The 19,836-nt window shown below is 63.7% G+C and carries 19 protein-coding genes and 1 pseudogene; 13 read left to right on the forward strand and 7 right to left on the reverse strand.

The features are described 5' to 3' along the window. Window positions 1-16: 16 nt before the first annotated feature. Complete coding sequence (locus AC3IF1_RS05810) at window positions 17-982, reverse strand: Bug family tripartite tricarboxylate transporter substrate binding protein (RefSeq protein WP_243972781.1); 966 nt, start codon at window positions 980-982, stop codon at window positions 17-19. Window positions 983-1,117: 135 nt separating this feature from the next. Here AC3IF1_RS05810 and AC3IF1_RS05815 point away from each other — a divergent pair, with 135 nt between their 5' ends. Further along, entirely contained in the window at window positions 1,118-1,834 is a 717-nt protein-coding gene (locus tag AC3IF1_RS05815) for a GntR family transcriptional regulator (protein ID WP_279598630.1), read from the forward strand. A gap of 17 nt (window positions 1,835-1,851) precedes the next feature. Here AC3IF1_RS05815 and AC3IF1_RS05820 read toward each other — a convergent pair whose 3' ends face one another. Next, window positions 1,852-2,961 carry an enolase C-terminal domain-like protein gene (locus AC3IF1_RS05820; protein ID WP_489216465.1) on the reverse strand — a complete coding sequence of 370 codons (1,110 nt, stop codon included), beginning with the start codon at window positions 2,959-2,961 and terminating at the stop codon, window positions 1,852-1,854. Window positions 2,962-3,158: 197 nt separating this feature from the next. Between AC3IF1_RS05820 and AC3IF1_RS05825 the strand changes: the two genes are divergently transcribed. From AC3IF1_RS05825 to AC3IF1_RS05845, 5 genes are all read left to right on the forward strand, one after another. Continuing rightward, entirely contained in the window at window positions 3,159-4,442 is a 1,284-nt protein-coding gene (locus AC3IF1_RS05825; protein WP_489216467.1) for an MFS transporter, read from the forward strand. A 295-nt stretch (window positions 4,443-4,737) separates the two neighbouring features. Beyond that, the gene (locus AC3IF1_RS05830) at window positions 4,738-5,949 is read left to right on the forward strand and encodes an acyltransferase family protein (protein WP_489216469.1); all 1,212 of its coding nucleotides are present in this window, start codon (window positions 4,738-4,740) and stop codon (window positions 5,947-5,949) included. Between the two features lie 3 nt (window positions 5,950-5,952). Next, window positions 5,953-7,407: a dipeptidase gene (locus AC3IF1_RS05835; protein WP_489216471.1), complete on the forward strand. Its 1,455-nt coding sequence runs from the start codon at window positions 5,953-5,955 to the stop codon at window positions 7,405-7,407. 271 nt (window positions 7,408-7,678) lie between these two features. Further along, window positions 7,679-8,554: an ImmA/IrrE family metallo-endopeptidase gene (locus AC3IF1_RS05840; RefSeq protein WP_489216473.1), complete on the forward strand. Its 876-nt coding sequence runs from the start codon at window positions 7,679-7,681 to the stop codon at window positions 8,552-8,554. Between the two features lie 130 nt (window positions 8,555-8,684). Continuing rightward, window positions 8,685-8,936, forward strand: a complete 252-nt coding sequence (locus AC3IF1_RS05845) for a hypothetical protein (RefSeq protein WP_489216475.1) — start codon at window positions 8,685-8,687, stop codon at window positions 8,934-8,936. A gap of 319 nt (window positions 8,937-9,255) precedes the next feature. Here AC3IF1_RS05845 and AC3IF1_RS05850 read toward each other — a convergent pair whose 3' ends face one another. Both AC3IF1_RS05850 and AC3IF1_RS05855 read right to left on the reverse strand, forming a co-directional pair. Continuing rightward, window positions 9,256-9,666, reverse strand: coding sequence for a hypothetical protein (locus AC3IF1_RS05850; protein WP_489216477.1), 411 nt, complete (start codon window positions 9,664-9,666; stop codon window positions 9,256-9,258). Further along, window positions 9,641-10,048 carry a hypothetical protein gene (locus tag AC3IF1_RS05855; protein WP_489216479.1) on the reverse strand — a complete coding sequence of 136 codons (408 nt, stop codon included), beginning with the start codon at window positions 10,046-10,048 and terminating at the stop codon, window positions 9,641-9,643. The genes AC3IF1_RS05850 and AC3IF1_RS05855 overlap by 26 nt, the downstream gene beginning before the upstream one ends. Before the next feature lie 1,500 nt (window positions 10,049-11,548). Here AC3IF1_RS05855 and AC3IF1_RS05860 point away from each other — a divergent pair. The 5 genes from AC3IF1_RS05860 (at window position 11,549) to AC3IF1_RS05880 (ending at window position 15,917) form a co-directional block, all read left to right on the forward strand. Then, complete coding sequence (locus AC3IF1_RS05860; protein ID WP_489216481.1) at window positions 11,549-11,671, forward strand: hypothetical protein; 123 nt, start codon at window positions 11,549-11,551, stop codon at window positions 11,669-11,671. 159 nt (window positions 11,672-11,830) lie between these two features. Next, window positions 11,831-12,379, forward strand: a complete 549-nt coding sequence (locus tag AC3IF1_RS05865) for a hypothetical protein (RefSeq protein WP_489216482.1) — start codon at window positions 11,831-11,833, stop codon at window positions 12,377-12,379. Between the two features lie 282 nt (window positions 12,380-12,661). Beyond that, window positions 12,662-12,985: a hypothetical protein gene (locus AC3IF1_RS05870; protein ID WP_489216484.1), complete on the forward strand. Its 324-nt coding sequence runs from the start codon at window positions 12,662-12,664 to the stop codon at window positions 12,983-12,985. 1,553 nt (window positions 12,986-14,538) lie between these two features. Further along, window positions 14,539-14,922, forward strand: a complete 384-nt coding sequence (locus AC3IF1_RS05875; protein WP_489216486.1) for a recombinase family protein — start codon at window positions 14,539-14,541, stop codon at window positions 14,920-14,922. Window positions 14,923-15,221: 299 nt separating this feature from the next. Continuing rightward, a complete protein-coding gene (locus AC3IF1_RS05880; protein ID WP_489216488.1) occupies window positions 15,222-15,917 on the forward strand; it encodes a hypothetical protein in 696 nt (231 codons plus the stop codon). Window positions 15,918-15,934: 17 nt separating this feature from the next. Here AC3IF1_RS05880 and AC3IF1_RS05885 read toward each other — a convergent pair whose 3' ends face one another. Continuing rightward, a complete protein-coding gene (locus tag AC3IF1_RS05885) occupies window positions 15,935-16,138 on the reverse strand; it encodes a hypothetical protein (protein ID WP_489216490.1) in 204 nt (67 codons plus the stop codon). After that, a complete protein-coding gene (locus tag AC3IF1_RS05890; RefSeq protein WP_489216492.1) occupies window positions 16,135-16,419 on the reverse strand; it encodes a hypothetical protein in 285 nt (94 codons plus the stop codon). Before AC3IF1_RS05890 ends, AC3IF1_RS05885 begins: the two co-directional genes overlap by 4 nt. 313 nt (window positions 16,420-16,732) lie before the next feature. Between AC3IF1_RS05890 and AC3IF1_RS05895 the strand changes: the two genes are divergently transcribed. Continuing rightward, complete coding sequence (locus AC3IF1_RS05895; protein WP_489216494.1) at window positions 16,733-17,140, forward strand: hypothetical protein; 408 nt, start codon at window positions 16,733-16,735, stop codon at window positions 17,138-17,140. A gap of 266 nt (window positions 17,141-17,406) precedes the next feature. Beyond that, window positions 17,407-18,239: pseudogene (locus AC3IF1_RS05900) on the forward strand (IS3 family transposase); the annotation flags it as partial. Between the two features lie 238 nt (window positions 18,240-18,477). Here the strand turns inward: AC3IF1_RS05900 and AC3IF1_RS05905 are convergent. Further along, on the reverse strand, window positions 18,478-19,755 hold the full coding sequence (locus AC3IF1_RS05905) for an IS110 family RNA-guided transposase (protein ID WP_489216496.1): 1,278 nt from the start codon (window positions 19,753-19,755) through the stop codon (window positions 18,478-18,480). Between the last annotated feature and the right edge of the window lie 81 nt (window positions 19,756-19,836).

Consider the following 19,836-nt stretch of genomic DNA (forward strand, 5'->3'; position numbering starts at 1 on the left):
GGAGAAGCGCGGCGGCTCAGGATTTGAAGACCTTCTCGGCCACGATCCTGATCGACTGCTCGACCCGATCGACCTCGGCGGTCAGCGCATCGCCGGTCAGCGGCGCGATCAGGAAGGCGTTGCGCGCGGCGAAATCCGTGAAGCGCTGGTCCCCGATCGCGGCGCTGAAGCCGTCTGTCAGCTTGGTGCGCACCTCCGGCGGGAGCTTGGCAGGGGCGACCACGTAGGCCATCTGCACGACCGGGCCGAACGGGAACACGTCGTAGCCGCGCTCCTCGAAGGTCGGAACGTCGGGGAACTGCGGGAGGCGCTCCTTGGCGAACACGCCGAGGGCTCGCACCAGGCCCTGCTGCAACTGACCGAGCGACTCGGCGGGCTTGAGCACCGCGGCCTGGATCTGCCCACCGGCGAGGTCGGTGATGACCTTTGCCCCGCCCGTATACGGAGCGTTGATATAATTGACGCCCGCCGCCCGGGCGGTCATCGAGGCGAAGATGTGATTGAGGTTGTAGTTGCCCGGCGTGCCGATCGACACGCTGCCCGGGTTCTTCTTCATATGAGCGAGAAAATCGTCGAGCGTCTGGTAAGGGCTCGACCCGGGGACGAGGAGCATCAGCGGGTCGATCGAGACCCGGGCGATGTGCGTGAACTGACCACTTTTGAGGGGCGTCTTGCCCTCGGCCATGTAGGCCAGCGTCGAGCTCGTCCCCATGCCGAGCGTGTAGCCGTCGGGGTTCGCCGTCGCCACGCGTCGCATCCCGATCGCGCCGGTGGCGCCGGGCTGGTTCTCGATGATGATCGTGATGCCGCGCTCCTTGAGCAGCGGCTGCAGCCCACGCGCCAGGATGTCGTTCGAGCCGCCCGCGTTCCAGGGTACGACGAACGTGATCTCCCGCGCCGGGAAGCCAGACTGAGCCAGTGCGATCCGTGCGCCAAGCCCCCCCAGGGCAAGGCCTCCGACGAGGCTACGGCGGGTCAGCATGGCGTTTCTCCCGTCTTCGTTGTTTGTTATAACGATCGAAGGCGGCTAGGATGTCAAGCGGGGTCGAACCGGTTCTCGCGGATCGGTCCCGATCCGCGATGGGCGGGTTGTTCAAGGGGCAGGGGGGCAACGGGGTTGAGACAGGTCGAGCGACTGCCCCTCTGGGATCAGGCCTACGCGGAGCTGCGAATAGCCATGCTCGGCGGCCGGTTCGGGCCGGGAGAGCGGATCCTCCTGCGCGAGGTCGCGGCTGAACTCGGCATCAGCCTCACGCCGGTCCGCGATGCGGTCAACCGACTGATCGCGGAGCACGTGCTCGAGCGCGGCAGTTCCGGCCAGGGCGGGGGCGCCGTGGTTCCGCGGATGGACGTGGTGCGCTTCGACGAATTGCTGACGATCCGCTGTGACCTTGAGGGTCGAGCCGCGGCCCGCGCGGCCGAGCGCTGCGCATCGGGCGACCTGGGCGTCCTCGACGAACTGCTCGCCGAGATGAAGGCTCTGATCCGGGCCCAGAACCTCAATGTGTACCTTGATCTGCACCGGCGCTTCCACTTCGAGCTCTACGCGCTCGCGCGCATGCCGATCCTGGAAGGGTTGATCGAGAACATCTGGCTGAGGTGCGGTCCGGTCCTGACATACGTCATCCCGGACTACGTGCTGCTGGAGAAGGGCAGCGATCTGCATACCGCCGCGCTGTCGGCCCTGCGCGCCGGCGATGCTGACGCGGCGGCCACGGCGATACGACAGGATATCCGCGAGGCAGGCCGCTACATCGTCGGGCTCGCGGACGCCGCTGGGCTCATCGAAAACCCGGCCGTATGCCACCGGCCACAGGCGCACGCGGCATCATGACCGGGATGGACGAGCCCTCACGTCAGGTTGGCCGTGGTTTTAGCCCGGATGAGATCGCGGTCGATCTCCGCGCCGAGCCCGGCCGCCGTAGGCGCGTGCACCATGCCGGCGGGATCGACCGCGATGTCCGCGGCAAGCCCGTACTTCTGCGCCGCATCCGGCAGCAGCACCTCGAAGAACTCGGTGTTGCGGATCGCCATGATGACGTGGAGGTTGGCGACGTTGTTGAGCGAGTTGCCGCCGTGGTGGACCTCGAAGTTCATCCCGAAGGCTTCCGCGAGATGGGCCGCCTTGACGAGCGTGGTGATGCCGCCCTTCACCGCCACGTCGCCGCGCAGGAAATCGGTGGCGCGCTGCAAGATCCAGGGCGCGTAGGACTCGAAGCCGGCCTGCGGATATTCGGTCGCCATGATTGGCACATCGAGCTTGGCCTTGAGCTTGACGTAACCGTAGAGGTCGGAATCCGCGAGCGGATCCTCGTACCAGTAGTAGCCCGCCGCCTCGATCGCGCGGCCGACCCGCAGCGCCTGCTCGTAGGTATACCCCCAGCAGGCGTCGAGCATCAGCGTGAACCCGTCACCCATCCCGGCCCGCACCGCCTCGCAGATCGTGATGTCGTCGCGCCAGACCTGGGGCGGGTGGATCTTGTAGGCGCTCCAGCCGGCCTCGCGGTACGCGTGCGCCTGCTCGACGTAGGCGGCGGCCGAGTCGAGGATCTGCGAGCTGGCGTAGGCGGGTATCCGGTCGCGATAGGTGCCAATGAGCCGGTGGATCGGCAGTCCGGCGACCTTGCCGGCGAGGTCCCACAGGGCGACGTCGAGCGCTCCGATCGTCCGGACGGAGGCGGCGCGCACGCGCGCCCACAGCTCCTGGTTCAGGCGCTCGCGATCGAGGGGATCGCGCCCCATGAGCACCGGCTTGAGCACTCGCACGAGAAGCGGTGCGTCGAGATCGGCCGGTCCGTAAGCTGAGCCGAGGAAGGCATGCCCCTCGACGCCCTCATCGGTGTGGATCGTGACGAGCCCGAGCTGGCTGCTGCCCACCGCACGCGCCGTGCGCCCGGAGTAGCGCGTCGGCGGGATATCGTCCCAGCCGAACAGAGTGACCGTGACATCTCGTATGCGCATGGCGTCGCCTCCGGCCCGGGACCACCGCAGATGCGGCTTTCGCTCTCCGGCGCGTTCGGGCCATCGCCTTTCTAACGCCGCCGCGACCAGCGCGTCGAGACGCTGGCCGGCCCAAAGACTGGGAGGAAACCGTGAGCAACCCGTCGACGACGGCTGACCCAATCGGCCGTGAAGCTCTGCGTAGGATCAGCCTGCGGTTGCTGCCATTTCTGGCGCTGAGCTATCTCGCCAACTACATCGACCGGGTCAACGCAGGCTTTGCCGCCCTGCAGATGAACCGGGAGGTCGGGCTGACGGCGAGCGCCTTCGGCTTCGGCGGCGGTATGTTCTTCATCGCATACCTGTTGTTCGAGGTGCCGAGCAATCTCGCGATGGTCCGGGTCGGGGCGCGGCTGTGGCTCGCGCGGATCATGATTACGTGGGGGCTGGTCTCCGGGGCGATGGCGCTGACGTCGGGCCCGGTCTCGTTTTGCGTGCTGCGCTTTCTACTGGGCGCGGCAGAAGCCGGGTTCGTGCCCGGCGTGATCCTGTACCTCATGCAGTGGTTCCCGGCCCGGGAGCGGGCACGGGTCATCGGCCTGTTCATGGTCGCAAGCCCCGTGGCCGGCATCGTCGGCTCGCCCATCTCGGCGGCGCTGCTCGGGTTTGACGGCTGGCTCGGCCTCTCGGGCTGGCAGTGGCTGTTCATCGTCGAGGCGATGCCCGCCGTGGTGATCGGCCTCGTCGGCCTCGTCTGGCTGACTGACACGCCGGCGCAGGCAGGCTGGCTCGAGCCGGAGCACAAGGACTGGCTCGCGAGCCGCCTCGCTGCCGACGCGGCCGCACGGACCAGCATCGAGAAGACCACCGTCTGGGCGGTGATGGGCGACCGCACCGTCCTGGTGCTGTCGTTGATCTACGCGGGCCAAGCCACCGCCAACGCCGGCCTATCGTTGTGGCAACCGCAATTCCTGAAGTCGTTCGGACTCTCGACGACGGAGGTCGGCCTCGTGAACGCGATCCCGTTCGCGGTCGCCGCGCTAGCGATGTACGCGGGCGGCCGGAGTTCTGACCAGCGCGACGAGCGCGTCTGGCACACGGCCGTCCCGACCGCACTAACGACGCTGGGCTTATGCCTCTGCCTCGTCCTGCACGGATTGGCCCCGACCGTGCTGTTGCTGTGCCTCGCCCTGTTCGGCGTCTCGGCGTCGCGCGGCCCCTTCTGGGCACTCACGACCGAGTGGCTGTCCACGCGCGCGGCGGTCGCGGGGATCGCTCAGATCAACGCAGTTGGCACCGGAGCGAGCTTCTTCACGAGCTGGGCGACGGGGGCGATCAAGGATGCGACTGGAAGCTGGCCCCTGGCGCTGCTGCCGCTCGCCGGCGTGACCGCGACGGCCTCGGTCGCCGTCATCCTGCTCGGACGCCCGACACTCTCGGCGACGCCGAACCGATCCGAGCCGCACGTGAAACCGACGACACCCGTGGCGGTCGAGCCGTGAATGGCGTCCGCTTTTGTAGCGAACCTTCTCCGAAGCGGACCTGCGGCTTTCGGCCTGCATCTGCCGCCACGCATCGCTCGCCTGAACGTCTCAGATGGGTGGTTTCCTGCCTGTCCGCTTCCAAGCGGCAATCGTGGGAAAGCCGACTTCCCCAACTCAATCGTCCCCGATCCAAGAAGCGATGCCCCTAGCCAAGATCGGCGACGGCGTCCGCCACGATCCGGCACACAGGATTTTGCATCGAGCTTCGCTTTAACGTGTCGTACAAATAGATGGCGCGTCCGTCGGCTGCACGATGAGTACCACCCCCGCCAGGGCCCTGGATGCCCCCCATCCCGCCATCGCCACCGGGCGAAGCGAACGGTTGGTCGCCCTCGATCACATGCGAGGCTTTGTTGTCGGCCTCGTGGTCCTTCACCACGCCACGCTTGCGTACTGCACTTTCGGCCACATCAATCGAGTTAACTACGCGCTATCCACGGCACCCGTCGTGGATCCACGGCGCTGGATCGGTTTTGATCTTCTCGTGCGCCTAAACGACGGCTTCTTCATGCCGTTGCTCTTCCTACTCTCAGGGCTGTTCGTTTGGGACGGCTTGAAGCGCCGCGGGGCCCGCGCGTTTCTCAGCGCACGGATGCGCCGCCTCGGCCTGCCCTTCGCCGTCGGCGTGCTGATCCTGTCCCCTCTTGCCTACTATCCCGCCTTTCTTCAGGCCGGCGGTACACCTGACTTCGGATCGTTCTGGAGCACCACCGTCACGCGCGGGCCATGGCCGAGCGGGCCACCTTGGTTCATCGGGACCCTGCTGGTCTTCGACGCAGCCGCTGCCCTCGTCTTCACCCTGGCACCACGCAATACCGCGTCTCGGTCGATGGGTCGCCTCGCTCAGTACCCAGTCGGGAACTTCATCCTGCTGCTCGCCGGCTCCCTGCTCCTCTTCCTGCCCTTCCTCGTCGCAATCGGGCCGACGCGCTGGTTCGCCATCGGTCCTCTGGCCATACAGGGCAGCCGCATTGGCCTCTACGCTGCCTATTTCACCGCAGGCGTCGCGTTTGGTCACGCTGGTATGCAAGCCGTCGTGCAATTCGCCCGGGCTATGGCTTCTCGGTGGGCAGCCTGGGTCCTGCTCGCCGCGGTGACGGGGACGGTCTTCATCGCGGCGGCGTCGGCGATTGCGCGTGGAGAAGTATACCTGCCCCCGGCAGCGTCACTCGCCGTCGTGGGCACCATGCAGTCGGCCTTCTGCGCCGCCGCGTGCTTCGCGCTTCCAGCTCTCTTCGTGCGCTTCGGAGGCGGAAGCTCGCCGGCCTGGGACAGCCTCGCAGCGAACAGCTTCGCCATCTACCTGCTGCATTACCCCTTCGTGACCTGGACGCAGTATGGCCTCCTCCCTGTCAGAGTCGATGCGGCGGTAAAGGTTGCGCTCGTCTTCGCTGGCGCGCTCGTCGCGAGTTGGGCCAGCGCGTCGTTCCTGCACCGCCTTCCCCTGCTCGCCCGGATCCTCTGAGCGATGCCGAGGCTCGACATCCCGCCGCGCGGACGCGATGTGCCCCTGTCCTGGACAGCAATCTTCGACGGATCGGCGGATCGGTACGATGGAGTCCTGGTTACGATTACCGGCTGGACCGTCACCGCAGCGGAGACGCCAGCTGCAGCCTACTGTCTGTTGACTTTCGAGCCAGCTTGTTGCCGCGGCTGTCTGCCGAGCGATCCCGCGACCTGCATCGAGGTCCTGGCCGTTGAACCGGTCCCCGTGGACGGTCGAGAGGTGATCCTGCGCGGTGTGTTTCGCCGCCTCCACGAAGATCCCTGCGGATGGCGGTACAGGCTCGATACGACGACGGTCGTCCACCGCCCGACGCACGGATCGCTATTCGGCCTGTCGCGCCGCGGTTTCGTGGCAGCAGCCTCGCTCCTCTGTCTTCCCGGCGCGGCCATCGCGCAGGCCCCCTCGACGGAGGTGACTGTTGCTCAGCGAGCCGCTGCGGCAGAATTTCTCGCGGCTCGGCTGACAATCGATTGCCACAGCCATGCCGGCCGCATCCTGTGTGTGCGCCAGGATGCGGGACATGCGCCTTTCGCGCCACTGGCTGAACCGATGCGTCACGGCGGGCTCGCCACGGTATGCCTCGCCATCGTCTCCGACAGCCCGACGCACCGGATCACACCGGAGGGGCGGATCAAGGCGTTTCGCGATCCCGAGCCCGGGGAACTCGCGGCCTATGCCGAGCGCAGCTTCATCCGGTTGCACGCGCTTGTGCGCGAGCAGGGGCTGAGGATCGTCCGCACCGCGGCTGACCTCGACGCTGCGCGCTCCGAGACCCCGATGGTGCTGGTCGCAGCCGAGGGTGCCGATTTCCTCGAAGGCGACCTCGGCGGCCTGGAGGTGACCTACCGAAGAGCCGTCCTGCGCCATCTGCAACTGACCCACTACCGGGTGAACGCCCTCGGCGACATACAGACCGAGCCGCCGGTACACGGGGGCCTGACCGCCTTCGGGGCTGAGGTGATCCGGCGTTGCGAAGCACTCGGCATCATCGTGGACGTGGCGCACGGCACCGAGGCTCTCGTGCGTCAGGCGGCCGAGGTGGCGCGCAAGCCGCTCGTCCTGTCGCACACGTCGCTCACGACCAAGCCCGCGCCCCGCACGCGCCGCATCACGCCGGAGCATGCCCGGGTCGTCGCGGGGACGGGCGGCGTCATCGGCATCTGGCCACCGGCGAGCCTGTTTCGTGATCTTGATGCGCTGGCCGAGGGCATCGCCCGCATGGCGGACGTGGTTGGTCCGGCCCATGTCGGGATCGGCTCGGACATGATGGGACTGGTCGGCCCGAGCGCGCTGCCAGACTACACGAGCCTGCCGGATCTGGCCGCCATCCTCCTCACTCGTTTCTCGCCCGTTGAGACAGCCGCCATTCTCGGGGGCAACTACCTGCGCGTGGCGAAAGCCTGCCTCGCGGCTTGAAGAGCAGCTGTACGGCTGCATTCGGGAAGCGCTGGGAGGAGCAGAAGCGGCTGGGTTGGGGCGTTAGGAGGCTGTCCGCTTTTGCGGCGGGTCTACTCGGAAGCGGACTAGCCGCTTTCGGCCAGTTTACGCCATGCCGGATAGCCGACAGGCGCAAAACCGGTCCTTCGGCTTACCGCCTGCACGAACTCCCTGTAGTGCCGTCCTGGGATCGCGGGTGGGTGGTGGCCTGTAGGGACGGGATGGGGCTTCGCGGATGCCGATCAGCAGGATGGGCCTCGTAGACGCGGCCTCGCCGGAAGCGCTCGTCAAAGGCATCCTACAAGCTGAGCCGAACCTTCCGGTGCCCGTGCCGATCCAAGACCTGTGCGCGCGCCTTGGCATTCTTGGAATAGAGGATCTCGACACCGACGAGTTCGAGGGTGGCCTCGTTACCGACGCGAAGCGGTCCGAAGGCACTATCCTCGTAAAGCGCGGGGGCGAACCGCGTCGCCGCTTCACCATCGCGCATGACCTCGCCCACTTCCTGATGGCGCACCAGGTCCCGGATCAATCCGGCCGGTTCATGTGCAAGAGCTCTGACCTTCTCCACGTCACAGCGAAAAAGGGTGATCAGCGGCAGCGCAGGGAGGTCGAGGCCAATCGCTCCGCCACTCTCATGTTGATGCCCTCGCACCTGCTGCGGGGAGCCATGGCGGCCTTTCGCGGGCCCAATCTACAACACGTTCTCATGCTCGCGCGCGACTTCACGGTCGGCAAGGAGGCGGCGGCTCGGGCCTACGTGCAATACCAACCCAAGAGGATCGCCATCGTCGTGGCGGGCAATGGCCGGGTGCAGCGGTGCCACCGCAGCCTCTCCTTTCCGGCCATCATCTCCGCGGTCGGCACCCCGGTCCCGACAGGCTCGCTCTATTACAGTGGTCCACACCAGCCGAACATCGCGAGCGACATCGCCGCGTGTAGTTCCGATCTTTGGATTGACGTGAAGCGCGACCTCCGCGCGCCGTCCCTCTACGAGCAGGTTTACCTTCAGCAGAACAACTTTGCGATGATCCTCCTGCGTCTGGAAGCTGTCCCGGAGGAGAGCGCGGGGGAACGCAGGCTGGATGAGGGCTGGCAGCACCGTTTCCACTCGGGGCGACGGTAGGCAAGACACAGCCCTGATGGAACAGCCCCGACGGTTATAGCCTGCTGCTTCGTCAGAGCGGGCGGTACCGCCGTCCCGAGGCTGATCCGGCGCACTCCTCAGGTCGGCATAGGAGCAATGAGGGTCGTGAATGGCGAGAACTGACGACTATCTTCGGTTGGTCCTCAATCTGGCTGGGGAAGAGGAAGCGTTCCTCGACCCGGTCGGGCGCGTCGAGGACGCCGAGCTGAACGCTATGGGCACCGCGTCTGTAACGTCTCCTGCGGTGTCGCTGATGATCACGAACCGCCAGCGAGCGGCGCTTCGTGAGCTTGGCTTTTCCGAAGAATCCATACGGCAGATGACGCCCGCCGAGGCGCATGGGAAGCTTGGATTGGCCTAGCTGTCGTCACCTGATTGCGGATCAGGCGGCTGCCGGCGGCGGCGATGGTGTCGTCGCGAAATGAGGCGGTTGTCACGGTGGGGCTGAGCTACAGCTCGCCGGTCTTGGATAACGCCGCTTGTGTGCAGAACCGGGCCACTCGAACCTCTCAATTTTCAAGCACTTGCACGGTGCACGAAGAGGGTAGAACCAGAGGTGCCTGCGTGGGTGAGCCGGTGTGGCTCACGCGTCCGCGGCGGTGTGAGTTTGCGTCAGAACGGGGTCGAACCGGCAGCATGTGATTGCCGCCGGCTCGGATCGTAGCTTGTTTATTCTGCCATCACGCAGCAGTGCGGGTCCGGGTCACGGGCCGCGTGCGCTGCGATCGTGAACGGTTGACCGGCTTGGTCGCGCTGGTGGTGTCAACGGTCTGCATGTGCGCGGGTGCTGTCAATGCCTCAGCAGCGGGTGCGTATGCGGCGGCTCCCGCCGCAGCGGTGAGTTCGAGTTCGCCGTCGAGGAGCCACCAGTCGGCGTAGCGGCGATGAAGCGCTCGGGCGTGCTCCGGGAGACCAGCCGCAGCTAACGCGGCGAAGGCATGCTCCAGCGTCGTGGGCGCGAACGGGATCGGGGTTGCGGCTAAGTCCGCGAGTTGACCGCGGTAAGTTGCGGCCGTTGTGTTTGCGAGTTGATTGTGCGCGGGGGCGATGAACACGAGCGTAACCTTATCGGCGAGGCCGGTGGCAAGCATCGCACTTGCGAGGCAGTGCTGGCGGTAGAGCTGCTAGCAGGCTGGGCCGGTCAGTGCGGGGTCGTCCGGATCCACGAACAGACCTGTGTTTGTGCGCGCGATCTCGGCATAGCGCGGGTGGGGTGGTGGAGCCGCGTCGTGGCCGGCTTTGCTGTATTTTCTCAATGCATATGAGAACCCGGGCGCCGGTCACGGTGGTGCCACGGATGACTACATCGAACGCGGTGCGGTCGGCAGTGAAGCGTGGATCGCCACGGCCGGGACTGTGTTCGAACAGAATGTCTGTGACCGTGGCAAGCTGCGCGGTAGGTACGAGTTCGGCGATGAATCGGGCCGCGAGCGCGGGATCGGCAACGAGTGGCCGATGCCGCCGCGGGCTCATGTGCCCCGGCCTTCGCGAACCGCTCGCCAGGCCCGTGCTCCACCCGAGACCGTCTGAGTGCTGCCCCCGCCCTGGGCTGTTCCGCGTCACGCGGCCAGTCCACCTGCGTTCAAACGAGATCCCCAATCATATCCTTCGTTTCAGGCTCCCCCGTACCCCGGCGCTTCCTCGCCCTGTTCCTCGCCGCAAGCCCGCTCGCCATCACCGCCGCTCAGGCACAGCAATCCGTCACGCTCGGGGAACTCTCGGTGGTCGGTAAGAGAGGTCCCGGACCGGCTGTCGCATCCCAGGCCCCGGCGGCTGCCCGAGCCTCACCGTGGAGTGGCCTGATCGATGCTGGGGGACCAGCCGTGGTGCCGCCGATGTGGCTATGGTGCTGTCCTAAAATCCCCGGTGATTCTGGCCCGTGTTTTCTTTAAGACGGGGCGGCCGTTTTCGCCTGTCCCGGAACCATCTGGTCCTGGGACAGGGTTTGTGGCCTACCGACAAGCCACGAATACGCTGAGCCTTTGGCATGCTCAGCTAGATCCGCCGGAGGCAGGGCGGCGGTGTCGCTCTCTGTCGCATAGGCCACGCCGTTGCTCTCTAGGAACGCCCCTGCCAGAGACGCGCAGAACGCCGTCACGCTTGCCATCGTATTTGGCGATCGGCCCTTCCGCAGGGGCGGGGGCACCCATACCTGCTCGACGTAGCTATCGCCGCGCGAGAAGATGAAGTCGCTCGGTAAGCCGCCCGCACGCGTGAGGCGCTGGCGCAGGGCACGCGGATCGACGGCGTTCTCCGGTCCGGCGACGACTGCGAACCAACCGTTGGCCGCGCGCACAACACGCACGCTCGGGAACTGCCAACGGTGATAGCGGGCGACACCGATGGAGGTGTCGAGGTCGGGTCGGCTGGCGAGGACGACTTAACGGGCAGTGCCTGAGAGGGTAAGGCCACCCGCGCGGGTGGCCAACGGGGCTATGGTCAGGAGGAGCGACGTGATGAAACCAGCCCACAACCTAGCCATGCGGATCTCCCGGCTAGAACCTGACCGGGTCAGTGCGTCAAATCAATCTCACATCCGCACGTGCCAGCCATCGCGCGATGACGAATCGATCTGACGGTGTCAAATTTCTAAAGCCGTCGCGCCTCTCGGGACGCGGCCAATCAGCCACAGCTTTGGTACACCGCTGGCACACCGCCTCTCAACAGAGCCGGATCACCAAATGAGCGAAGCGCCCAAGTCACTGATTAATATGAAGAAGATGGGCGCACCCGACACGATTCGAACGTGTGATCTTTGCCTTCGGAGTGTACACGGCACAGTTTTACTGGCAAGCTCAAGCGCTCGTGAATAATGCATCGGGGCGCGACAGTCGTTACCAAGGTTTTGCTTCGCAAGGGAAACGGCGTCTGCTGACGCTTCGCCGCCCGGAACGCTCGACTTTGCGGTCGCCGAATCGCACGTCCGCCGCTTGGCACACCTTTGGCACACCCACCGCGAAGCACACGATTTCCATGCCTCCCCCCCGCACCTCCACCCGTGCGCATCTGCGCGATCAGCGGCGCGACAATTACGACAGCTATGGGCGTGTCGACCTCGGACACGGCATCACGCTCTACCGGCACCCGCGGTCGTAATTCATCTACGCCGACTACCGCTTTGGCCCCGAAGATCGCGTCCGTGAATTGACCAAGACGACTGACCTAGCGATGGCAGAGATGGTCGCGAATCGCCGTCACAAGGTGCTGGAGGCCCGCAAGGAGGCCGGATAGCCCATCTCCTTGAGCGGACCGAGCGTGAGTGACATTCTTGAGCGCTACCTGGAGGACCTCGTTCGTTGCTTCGACGACGGAGAGCAGAGGCTCGGGCCGGAGATCTCGGTCGTGCGCCGTAACTTCCTCCCGTTCTGGCGGCAGGTGCCGTTGGCGGATCTCAGTCGGCAGCAATTCTACGCTTGGGAACGTTGGCGTCTGGAGCAGTACGGGGAGGGAGCTGCCGTGGCGCCCTATCGGCGCGAGGATCAGACGGTGTCGATCGGACGCCGCCTTCAACCGCCGTCTGCCACGACCCTGCGACGCGAGAAGCAGTATTTCGTGAAGGCTCTGACGTGGGCGAGCGACCGGCCCAAACCGCTCGTCAGCGACGCAGTTGTCCACGAACTCCGTCATCTGCCGCGTCCGCGCGAGACCAAGAAGCACCGGGCCGCTGAGGACCGGCGCAATGCGCTTTCGCACGAGCAGATCGCCAACCGCCTGGCGGAGTTCGATCGCGTTGAGAAAGCCGAGCGCGCGCGCTTTGAGAAGTTGGGGGAGGGGGGCGGCGCAAGAACTATGATCGGCGCTTGATGGCGCTGCACGTGCGGCTGCTGCTGTGCTCGGGTATGCGGCCCGGCGCTGAAATCCTCGAACTGACCTGGGACCGCATCCAACAGGCCCGCAACGAGCATGGCGAGGACATCGTGGTGATCGACCCTTGCGGTGATGGCAAGACGGGCCCGAGGATCGTGAACTGCGACCCTGAGGCGCTCGATGTGCTCACGGACCTGCGCGCACTCCTCAATGAGTTCGGCTTCGCATTCACGGGGCGCACGCCCCTCTGGCCCTCGCCGTGGTGGAATTGTTCGAGACATGGGCACGAGCTTCAAATCGACCCTTCGACGGCTCAGGTTTCAGAAGACTGCCTCCGGAGAGGCCCTCTACACCTGTCGCCACACCTACCTGACCGAGCGGCTGCGGCGGGGGGTTACTTCGGACATCCTGGCGATCAGCTGCGGCACCTCCGTCGAAATGATCAGCCACGACTACAGCCACCTTCGGGCAGAACATATCCGCGAAGCGCTCCGTCCGTCCGATGCGCGGAATCCGCTTCGTCTTAAGGCCAGTCCGTCGCCGCACGCGGGCGATCCCAAGATTATCTTCAATCCAGAGAGGCGGACCGCAATTGTTAGGTGACGCACGGTCTCAAGCTGAAATATAAAATTGAGCAAATCACAAAATTATATACAATTATTACTAGAAATTATCCCTAAGATATAAAGCACAAAAGCATCAAGTGCGTAATTTTTTAAACGTAACTCTGCGGTATAATAATTTTTTGCTACTAACGAGCGGCATAGAACGCCAACTGATAACGCGTCTGACTCAACGGGCTTCAATCTAGGTCGCACCTCTCCCGACTTGCAAAATGATCCGTCCGCTACAAGCGACGCGGCATCATGCTCGATCAACCTCAAGTAGGCACGCGTGATTGAGGGCTGCCCACCCTTCTGAAAGCCGAATCACTAGCACCGATCAAAGCACCACATTAAGTGAAAATGCGCGCACGTTCGCAGGGCCTCCTCGATAAAAAAATCTTGTCACCATGTATAATTTGAGATCATGATTCAAGATTAACGTTCGATCATGTCATATCCCGATCATTAAAACTCAAACGACAATTAAAACTACTTAATCTTCGTTTTTCGTCGACGAAATCGACAGTTGTAGCTTGTTGCATATTTTTAGGTTGTATTGAACCCCTGCACGATCGTAGCTGCGGGCCAATTTTTTCATTTGTAAGGTTATTTTTTTCCGACTAATTTTCAGTGACTTGCAAGAAAGCAAGCAGATGCAAGGGGCGCCGAGGCAATGTTTAAATACAGCAAAAATCAAATCTTCCGTTTCTACGCAAATTTATGTCCGGTCCCCCACTCGCAATCGAAGGCTTACCGGGCCGATGGGTTTTTGGGCTGGCAGGAGGTCTGTGAAAACTGGCGCTCGCTTTCCTCCGAAGACAGACGGGGGAAGGCGTTTCTAATAATCCGTAGGCTAATAGATTCGATTGTACCCGGTGCGAAGTTCGATCTAATGGTAGTCGTCAGGTGGACTGATCCATTCAGAGCCTCTCAGAAGATCCACCCAGGCGCCCCATACCTTAAAATATACTTCTATGACAAATCAGAATTCGTTAGATTTCAGCAAAAATGCGAGTATATTTGGGATAGGAAAGTTAAAATGACGTAGAAATTCCCGAAAGTGATATATTTTCCTTTGCATAAGCGAGGTGAAATTATCCCTTTGTTGAATTTCTAGCGCGGCCGGAGGTGCGAACCACCGGTCTTGCTCGTAATATAGCGTACAGTGGCGCGGAATCTGTCCTTTGCTCGGGCGAGACGCCTAACCGCATGAGATGTTGGGTGGATGGCCCATATGAGAGCCACTGAATCCCGCTTCTATGGCGGCGCCTAACGCTCGACCACCAGCCCAGCTTTACCCTGTCACGAGCTTTGTATTTGAGCTTTGAAAGGACGATGACACAGTCCGAGAGATCCATCTGGCAGCAGGAAGCGCATGCTTATTGGCCTCGCGAGAGCCTCAACCTTGGAACAAGAGGCGGCGCTTAAGGTTTAGAAGCACGCTCTCACCGCAGCCGGGGTCGAGAAGCTATTCGTGAAGCAGACGAGTTTATCGGGCCGCGCCCAACGCTTAAGGCTTCAATCAAGTTCGGCCGCGCAGGGGCTACCCTCGTGGTAACTCACCTTCCACGCCTCGCTCTCAGCGTACCGTACTTCTGCCGGGTCCGGGCACGCCTTGCAGCGAAGCAGTTCGAACTTCGCGTGCTCAATCTCGGCTTCGACACCGTCAATCTAACCGGCAAATTGATGCTTAACCTGCTCGCCTGCATCGCGCAATGGGAGCGCGAGATGATGCTGGAGCGTCAGCGCGAAGGCATCGCCAAGGCCAAGGCCGAGGGGAAGTACCGGGGTCGGCAGCCGACCGCCAGGAAGCACAGCAATGAGACTAAGGCGCTCGCTGCTGGCGGCCTGAGTATGGCCGCGATCGCGAAGCGCCTCGACATCGGAAAGAGCAGCGTTCACCGAGCGTTGTCCGGCACGGGAGCGGCGTCGTGAATACGACGATCTGCAACAACCGCGGGCGCATCGTCCCCCCACCTAAAGGACGAAGGCGACGAGGTCAGACTGTACGACGCTCAGCACCATACGCTGGGGCACTACTTGCGATCGCGCAACGTCACGACGGACGCGAGATACCGGCCGATCGGCCAGGGCAACCAGCTTCAGCGGTTGGTGCCAGCGCGCTGAGCGTTTGCAAAGAGTGGGAAATGGCCAAAATTTGCTGACAATGCAAATGCAGCCAGAAAGCATGGATCGCCTTCTGTTTGCATCATTGATGTTCTCGGAGGATAGCCGTGGACCTCACCGAGGACGATTTCATTTTCTTATTTCCGGCCCCTGATGGCCATACTTCAGCGATATCGGTACTCGATCCTTACTTCGGGACGAACCTCGCTGATCTGACGGAATGCACCGCGCCCGACGTGCAGTTCATGCCGCACTACCACCTGTCATTCATGTGGGCCAAGATCATTCAGCGTGCCGGTGAAAGCCCTGGTTGGGCGGCTGTGGTCCTAATTGCCACTTTCATCCGCAATGTCGGACCCGCAATCTTCGATTATCGCGCCGCTTGCCGGTACATCCGCCAATACCTGTTGCATCTGCCGGACGGTACGGCGCTGATGAACTACGACCTCGCGGTGGCGCGTTTCGGGAACTGCATCCTGCGGGTCGGCGTGGCGATGGCCTGCGTGGACGGGGCGGCGAAGATCTACCCTGCCCTACCCCGGCTTTACGCAAAAGGTGACGGTTCGGTCAGGGAGCGGGTCGGCCTGTTCAGCAACCGGATCAAGCATTTCGGGAGCGACATGGCGCAATCTGCGGATCCGGGCGCGATGCCCGCGGCGCCGATCTGGATCACGAGCGACGGATTGGGATGTCACCACGAGGGAAAGGACGTGTTCCTGAGCTTTGCAGAGTTGGCAGCCCTCCTACAGGACTTCTCCGGCGAGGCGGACCATCTGGCAGAGAGCCCGCTTCCGGCAGCCTAGCATCGATCATCCAGCGCTTACTGAACCCAAAGGCGAGGGTCCTCCCGCCACGTTGGGCGATCGGACCAATCAACCGGGAGGCCTTCCTCGCGATCGGTCACCCATAGGACGGCATCACGATCCGCTTCAGTCATGACCTTGCCCGGCCCCTTGGCATGGGCTTCGGTCATCAGAGCCTTCAGGGGCCGCCGCAGGGTGTCTGCCAGTTCGTCGTCGCTCATCTCGCCTCCAGTCGGCTGCCGACGCGCTGAGCATCAGCTTCAGCGCGGGCACGATCGGCATCAGCGTCGAGTTTGCGGGCCTTCGCGAGGGTAGCGCGGAGATCGGCACGCTGCTGCTCGATCGCGAGATCGCCGGCCTCATCGCCATACATGGCGTGCAGGAGGTCGGGCGTCATTTCGTCGACGTCGGGTTCGCGCGCCATACGCCGCAGGATGTCTATCAAATCTTCTGCCTCGATCTGGTCGATGTCGACCACCGATAGTATATCGCGAACCTTCATTTCACTTCTCCCGATCGCATCAAGCTAAATACGACAGTTGATGCATCGGGATTTATCAATGAGCAGAACAACTACACGGCTTCTAAGATCGGAATAAACGAGTGAGCCGCTTCGGCGTATGCTCAGCATATGCGGATCGCGAACAGCGGCGGGCCACTGGTCGTGGTGCCGCTCGCCCGGATGCGATAGGTGTCGCCGGTATCGCGCGAGGCGCGTGGCGGAAGGGATCGGGCAGTGGGTCGACGGGTGTTTGACGGACCATTGCCTGTGTCGGGTCGAAGCTTCGACGCGGCCATGCGGATCACCGGCCGAGATGCTGGACGAGGTCCGGGACGTACGCCGCAGTTTGACCCACGCCTACGACTACCGGTGTCGGACCGACGATCGGTGGGGTGACGTGTGGTCATACGGCTGGTGGTCGCCAAGCTATTTGAAGGGCATCTGGGCAGCCACACTGCGCGGTGTCGTCTACCTCGGTGGGGTTCCTGAAATCTGCTTCCTCGATGATGTCGGCGACATCCACGGGCTACGCCTCGCGCGGTTCGATGCGTGCGTCATGGGCCGGAACATACAGGATCACATGATCCATGTGCTCAGTTCGACGCACGGTATGCGACCCTGCGTAGACCGTGAAATATCTGGATATTACAACGAGTTACACACTCGCCATGGGTTCCGAGCGATCGTCGCACGGCGCGGCCTGCAACAGGGGGTCAAGTGATGGTGCGCCCGTCATTCCTTGCCCGCCTTCGAAGTGATGTTGAAGCAGCAGCGCGGGCGAAGTGGCGACCTGGGGACCCGGTGGTAATTGACGATGTAATCGGTGATGGACACAGGGTTCGGCTCAATCCTGGCCCTATGCAGCGGCTGCTGGATGAGGGCGAGCGGTGGTGTCGCGAGCGCGTCGATCACGACGCCGGGCTGGCCTGCCCCCTGAAAAGTGGTCCTCCCTGAGGTATGGCTTCGAGCCATGTGGAGGATGTTTTGATGCGTCGGAAGAAGCATACGGCTGAAGAGATCGTCGCCAAGCTGCGCCAGGTCGATGTCTTGGTCTCGCAAGGCCGCAAGGTCTCTGAAGCAATTCGGTCCATCGAGGTGACGGAGGTCACGTACTATCGTTGGCGATCCGAGTACGGCGGCTTGAAGGGGGATCAGGTCAAGCGGCTGAAGTCTCTAGAGACTGAGAACCAGCGCCTCCGCCGGGCGATCTCCGACCTGACCCTGGAAAAGCTGATCCTGAAGGAGGCGGCTTCGGGAAACTTCTGAGCCCGGCTCGCCGCCGGGCTTGCTTCGACTACGTCGTGGCCGAGCATGGCGTATCGGAACGGTTCGCTTGCCGCGTTCTCGGTCAGCACCGCTCGACACAGCGCAAGTGCGCCGTGGTGGTCGAGGACGAGGCCGCACTGACCACCGCCATCGTCGCGCTGGCTCTCCAGTACGGGCGCTACGGCTACCGTCGGATCACCGCGCTGCTCAGGCGCGATGGCTGGACGGTCAACGTGAAGCGGGTCGAACGGATCTGGCGGCGGGAGGGGCTCAAGGTTCCAGCGCGACAGCCGAAGCGGGCCCGCCTCTGGCTCAACGACGGCTCGTGCGTGCGACTGCGGCCAGAGCGACCCGACCATGTCTGGTCGTACGACTTCGTCGAGCACCGGACGCATAACGGTCGCAAGTACCGGATGCTGAATGTCCTCGATGAGTTCACCCGTGAGTGCCTGGCGATCTGCGTATCACGTAAGCTGAAGGCGCACGATGTGATCGATGTCCTCTCGGATCTCTTCAGCCTGCGCGGCGTGCCTGGCCATATCCGCTCGGACAACGTCCTACGTAGCGAGGAAAGACGGCTGGCCAGGCAACAGGTCTCCGTCCGCGAACATGCGCCCGCGGTGTGTTTGTCGTCAACGCGGATCCAGGCGGCTCCTGCCGATCCGGAAGAACTCTCGGCCATAGCGAACACAGGATCCAGCCGATGCACGCGGCACCGTGGTCCTCACCGTCCTCAACACGAGATGTCGATCCACGCAGGAGACCCGAGCATTGTCTACAGGGTCGTGGTTCTCACGCCCTCACGGCTCTGCTGAGAGGGGTTCTCCCACCTGGTACCGGCCCCTCGACGAAGGGCCGGTAGTCGGCACCGGTCTTGATGACGGCGTGCACCACGCGCGCCATCTTGGCGGTGATCGCGGTCAGCGCCTTGCGCCGCAGGTCGGCATCGTGCCGGTCGCGGGCGATGTAGCGCTCGAACTTGTCGCGGAAGCCGTTCTCCCGCTGCCGGATGGCCACCTGCCCAGCCAACCAAAGCGTACGCCGGAGCCGGGCGTTGCCGTACTTCGACAGTTTGGTCTGGCCGCGGAAGGTGCCGGATTGCTGGGTGGCCAGATCGAGGCCACAGAACTTCAGGAACTGGCGGTGATGGCTGAAGCGGCGCAGGTCGCCGGCCTCGGCCAGGATGGTCAGGGCGTTGATCGGGCCGATGCCGGGGATGCGGCGCAGCAGCTTGTAGTCGGCGCTCTCCGACAGGAGGGTGTCGGCCGCGGCCTCGATCGCGTCGCGTTGCCGTATGAGGCCACGCACCTCGCCGATGACGAGCCGGAACATGCTCACCGCCGGAGCGTCAGGCGGCACCGGCAGGCCGATCGAGCTGCGGGCCGTCTCGTAGATGTCGCCGAGCAGTTGCGCCTTGGCGACCTTGCGCCCGACGACATCCCAGGCTGCGGCGATGAAGGCCTCCTTGCTCAGCGCGGTGATGCTGGCAGGCGTGGGGAAGCGATCGAGGAAGGCGAAGAACCGGTCCGACCGGCTATTGTGGCGGAAGCGGTCGACCTCCGGGAAGTACAGCGGCAGGTAGTGGGTTAGGATCCGATGCAGTACCTCGGTCTTGGCCCGCGAGACGGCGTCGTGCGTCTTGGACAGTTCCTGCACGTCGTTGATGCCGGCGGCGAGCGGGTCGTGGTACACCTGCGAGGCGCCGATGCGGATCATGTGCAGCATGACCTGGGCGTCCTTCGGGTCGTTCTTGTCCCAACCATTGTGCAGGGCCTCGCGGGTTCGGGCGAGCCCCACGGACGAGATCAGTCGCACGGCAAAGCCAGCCTGGAGCAGGCGCCAGGCGATCGGGCGATGATAGTTGCCGGTCGCCTCGAACCCGCAGGTTACCGGCTGACCGAGATCGGCCAGGAGCGCGATCAGGCGGTCGTGCTCGGCACGGGTGTTGAGCACGCTTAACCGGCGTCGACGGCCGGACCCGGGCACCTCGATGAGGACCTCATTGCGGGCCTTGGCGACGTCGATGGCTACGAGAACGCCGGCCGGCGGCGTAAGCTGTGGTCTGGTCATGGTCGATCCGTCTCCGGAATGAGGCTTCGAACACCGTCACTCTAGTGACCCGTTGATCGGCCATGACCGCCCAGGGCGACG

Source organism: Methylobacterium sp. E-012 (genome assembly GCF_057836545.1).

What these genes read in the sequence shown, in the direction of transcription:
- AC3IF1_RS05870 (WP_489216484.1), top strand. Translation starts at nt 12,662, where the DNA reads ATGGGCACGAGCTTCAAATCGACCCTTCGACGGCTCAGGTTTCAGAAG.
- AC3IF1_RS05855 (WP_489216479.1), bottom strand. Translation starts at nt 10,048, where the DNA reads ATGAGCCCGCGGCGGCATCGGCCACTCGTTGCCGATCCCGCGCTCGCG.
- AC3IF1_RS05830 (WP_489216469.1), top strand. Translation starts at nt 4,738, where the DNA reads ATGAGTACCACCCCCGCCAGGGCCCTGGATGCCCCCCATCCCGCCATC.
- AC3IF1_RS05845 (WP_489216475.1), top strand. Translation starts at nt 8,685, where the DNA reads ATGGCGAGAACTGACGACTATCTTCGGTTGGTCCTCAATCTGGCTGGG.
- AC3IF1_RS05810 (WP_243972781.1), bottom strand. Translation starts at nt 982, where the DNA reads ATGCTGACCCGCCGTAGCCTCGTCGGAGGCCTTGCCCTGGGGGGGCTT.
- AC3IF1_RS05890 (WP_489216492.1), bottom strand. Translation starts at nt 16,419, where the DNA reads ATGAAGGTTCGCGATATACTATCGGTGGTCGACATCGACCAGATCGAG.
- AC3IF1_RS05885 (WP_489216490.1), bottom strand. Translation starts at nt 16,138, where the DNA reads ATGAGCGACGACGAACTGGCAGACACCCTGCGGCGGCCCCTGAAGGCT.
- AC3IF1_RS05860 (WP_489216481.1), top strand. Translation starts at nt 11,549, where the DNA reads ATGCCTCCCCCCCGCACCTCCACCCGTGCGCATCTGCGCGATCAGCGG.
- AC3IF1_RS05835 (WP_489216471.1), top strand. Translation starts at nt 5,953, where the DNA reads ATGCCGAGGCTCGACATCCCGCCGCGCGGACGCGATGTGCCCCTGTCC.
- AC3IF1_RS05905 (WP_489216496.1), bottom strand. Translation starts at nt 19,755, where the DNA reads ATGACCAGACCACAGCTTACGCCGCCGGCCGGCGTTCTCGTAGCCATC.
- AC3IF1_RS05895 (WP_489216494.1), top strand. Translation starts at nt 16,733, where the DNA reads ATGCTGGACGAGGTCCGGGACGTACGCCGCAGTTTGACCCACGCCTAC.
- AC3IF1_RS05850 (WP_489216477.1), bottom strand. Translation starts at nt 9,666, where the DNA reads ATGCTTGCCACCGGCCTCGCCGATAAGGTTACGCTCGTGTTCATCGCC.
- AC3IF1_RS05820 (WP_489216465.1), bottom strand. Translation starts at nt 2,961, where the DNA reads ATGCGCATACGAGATGTCACGGTCACTCTGTTCGGCTGGGACGATATC.
- AC3IF1_RS05840 (WP_489216473.1), top strand. Translation starts at nt 7,679, where the DNA reads ATGGGCCTCGTAGACGCGGCCTCGCCGGAAGCGCTCGTCAAAGGCATC.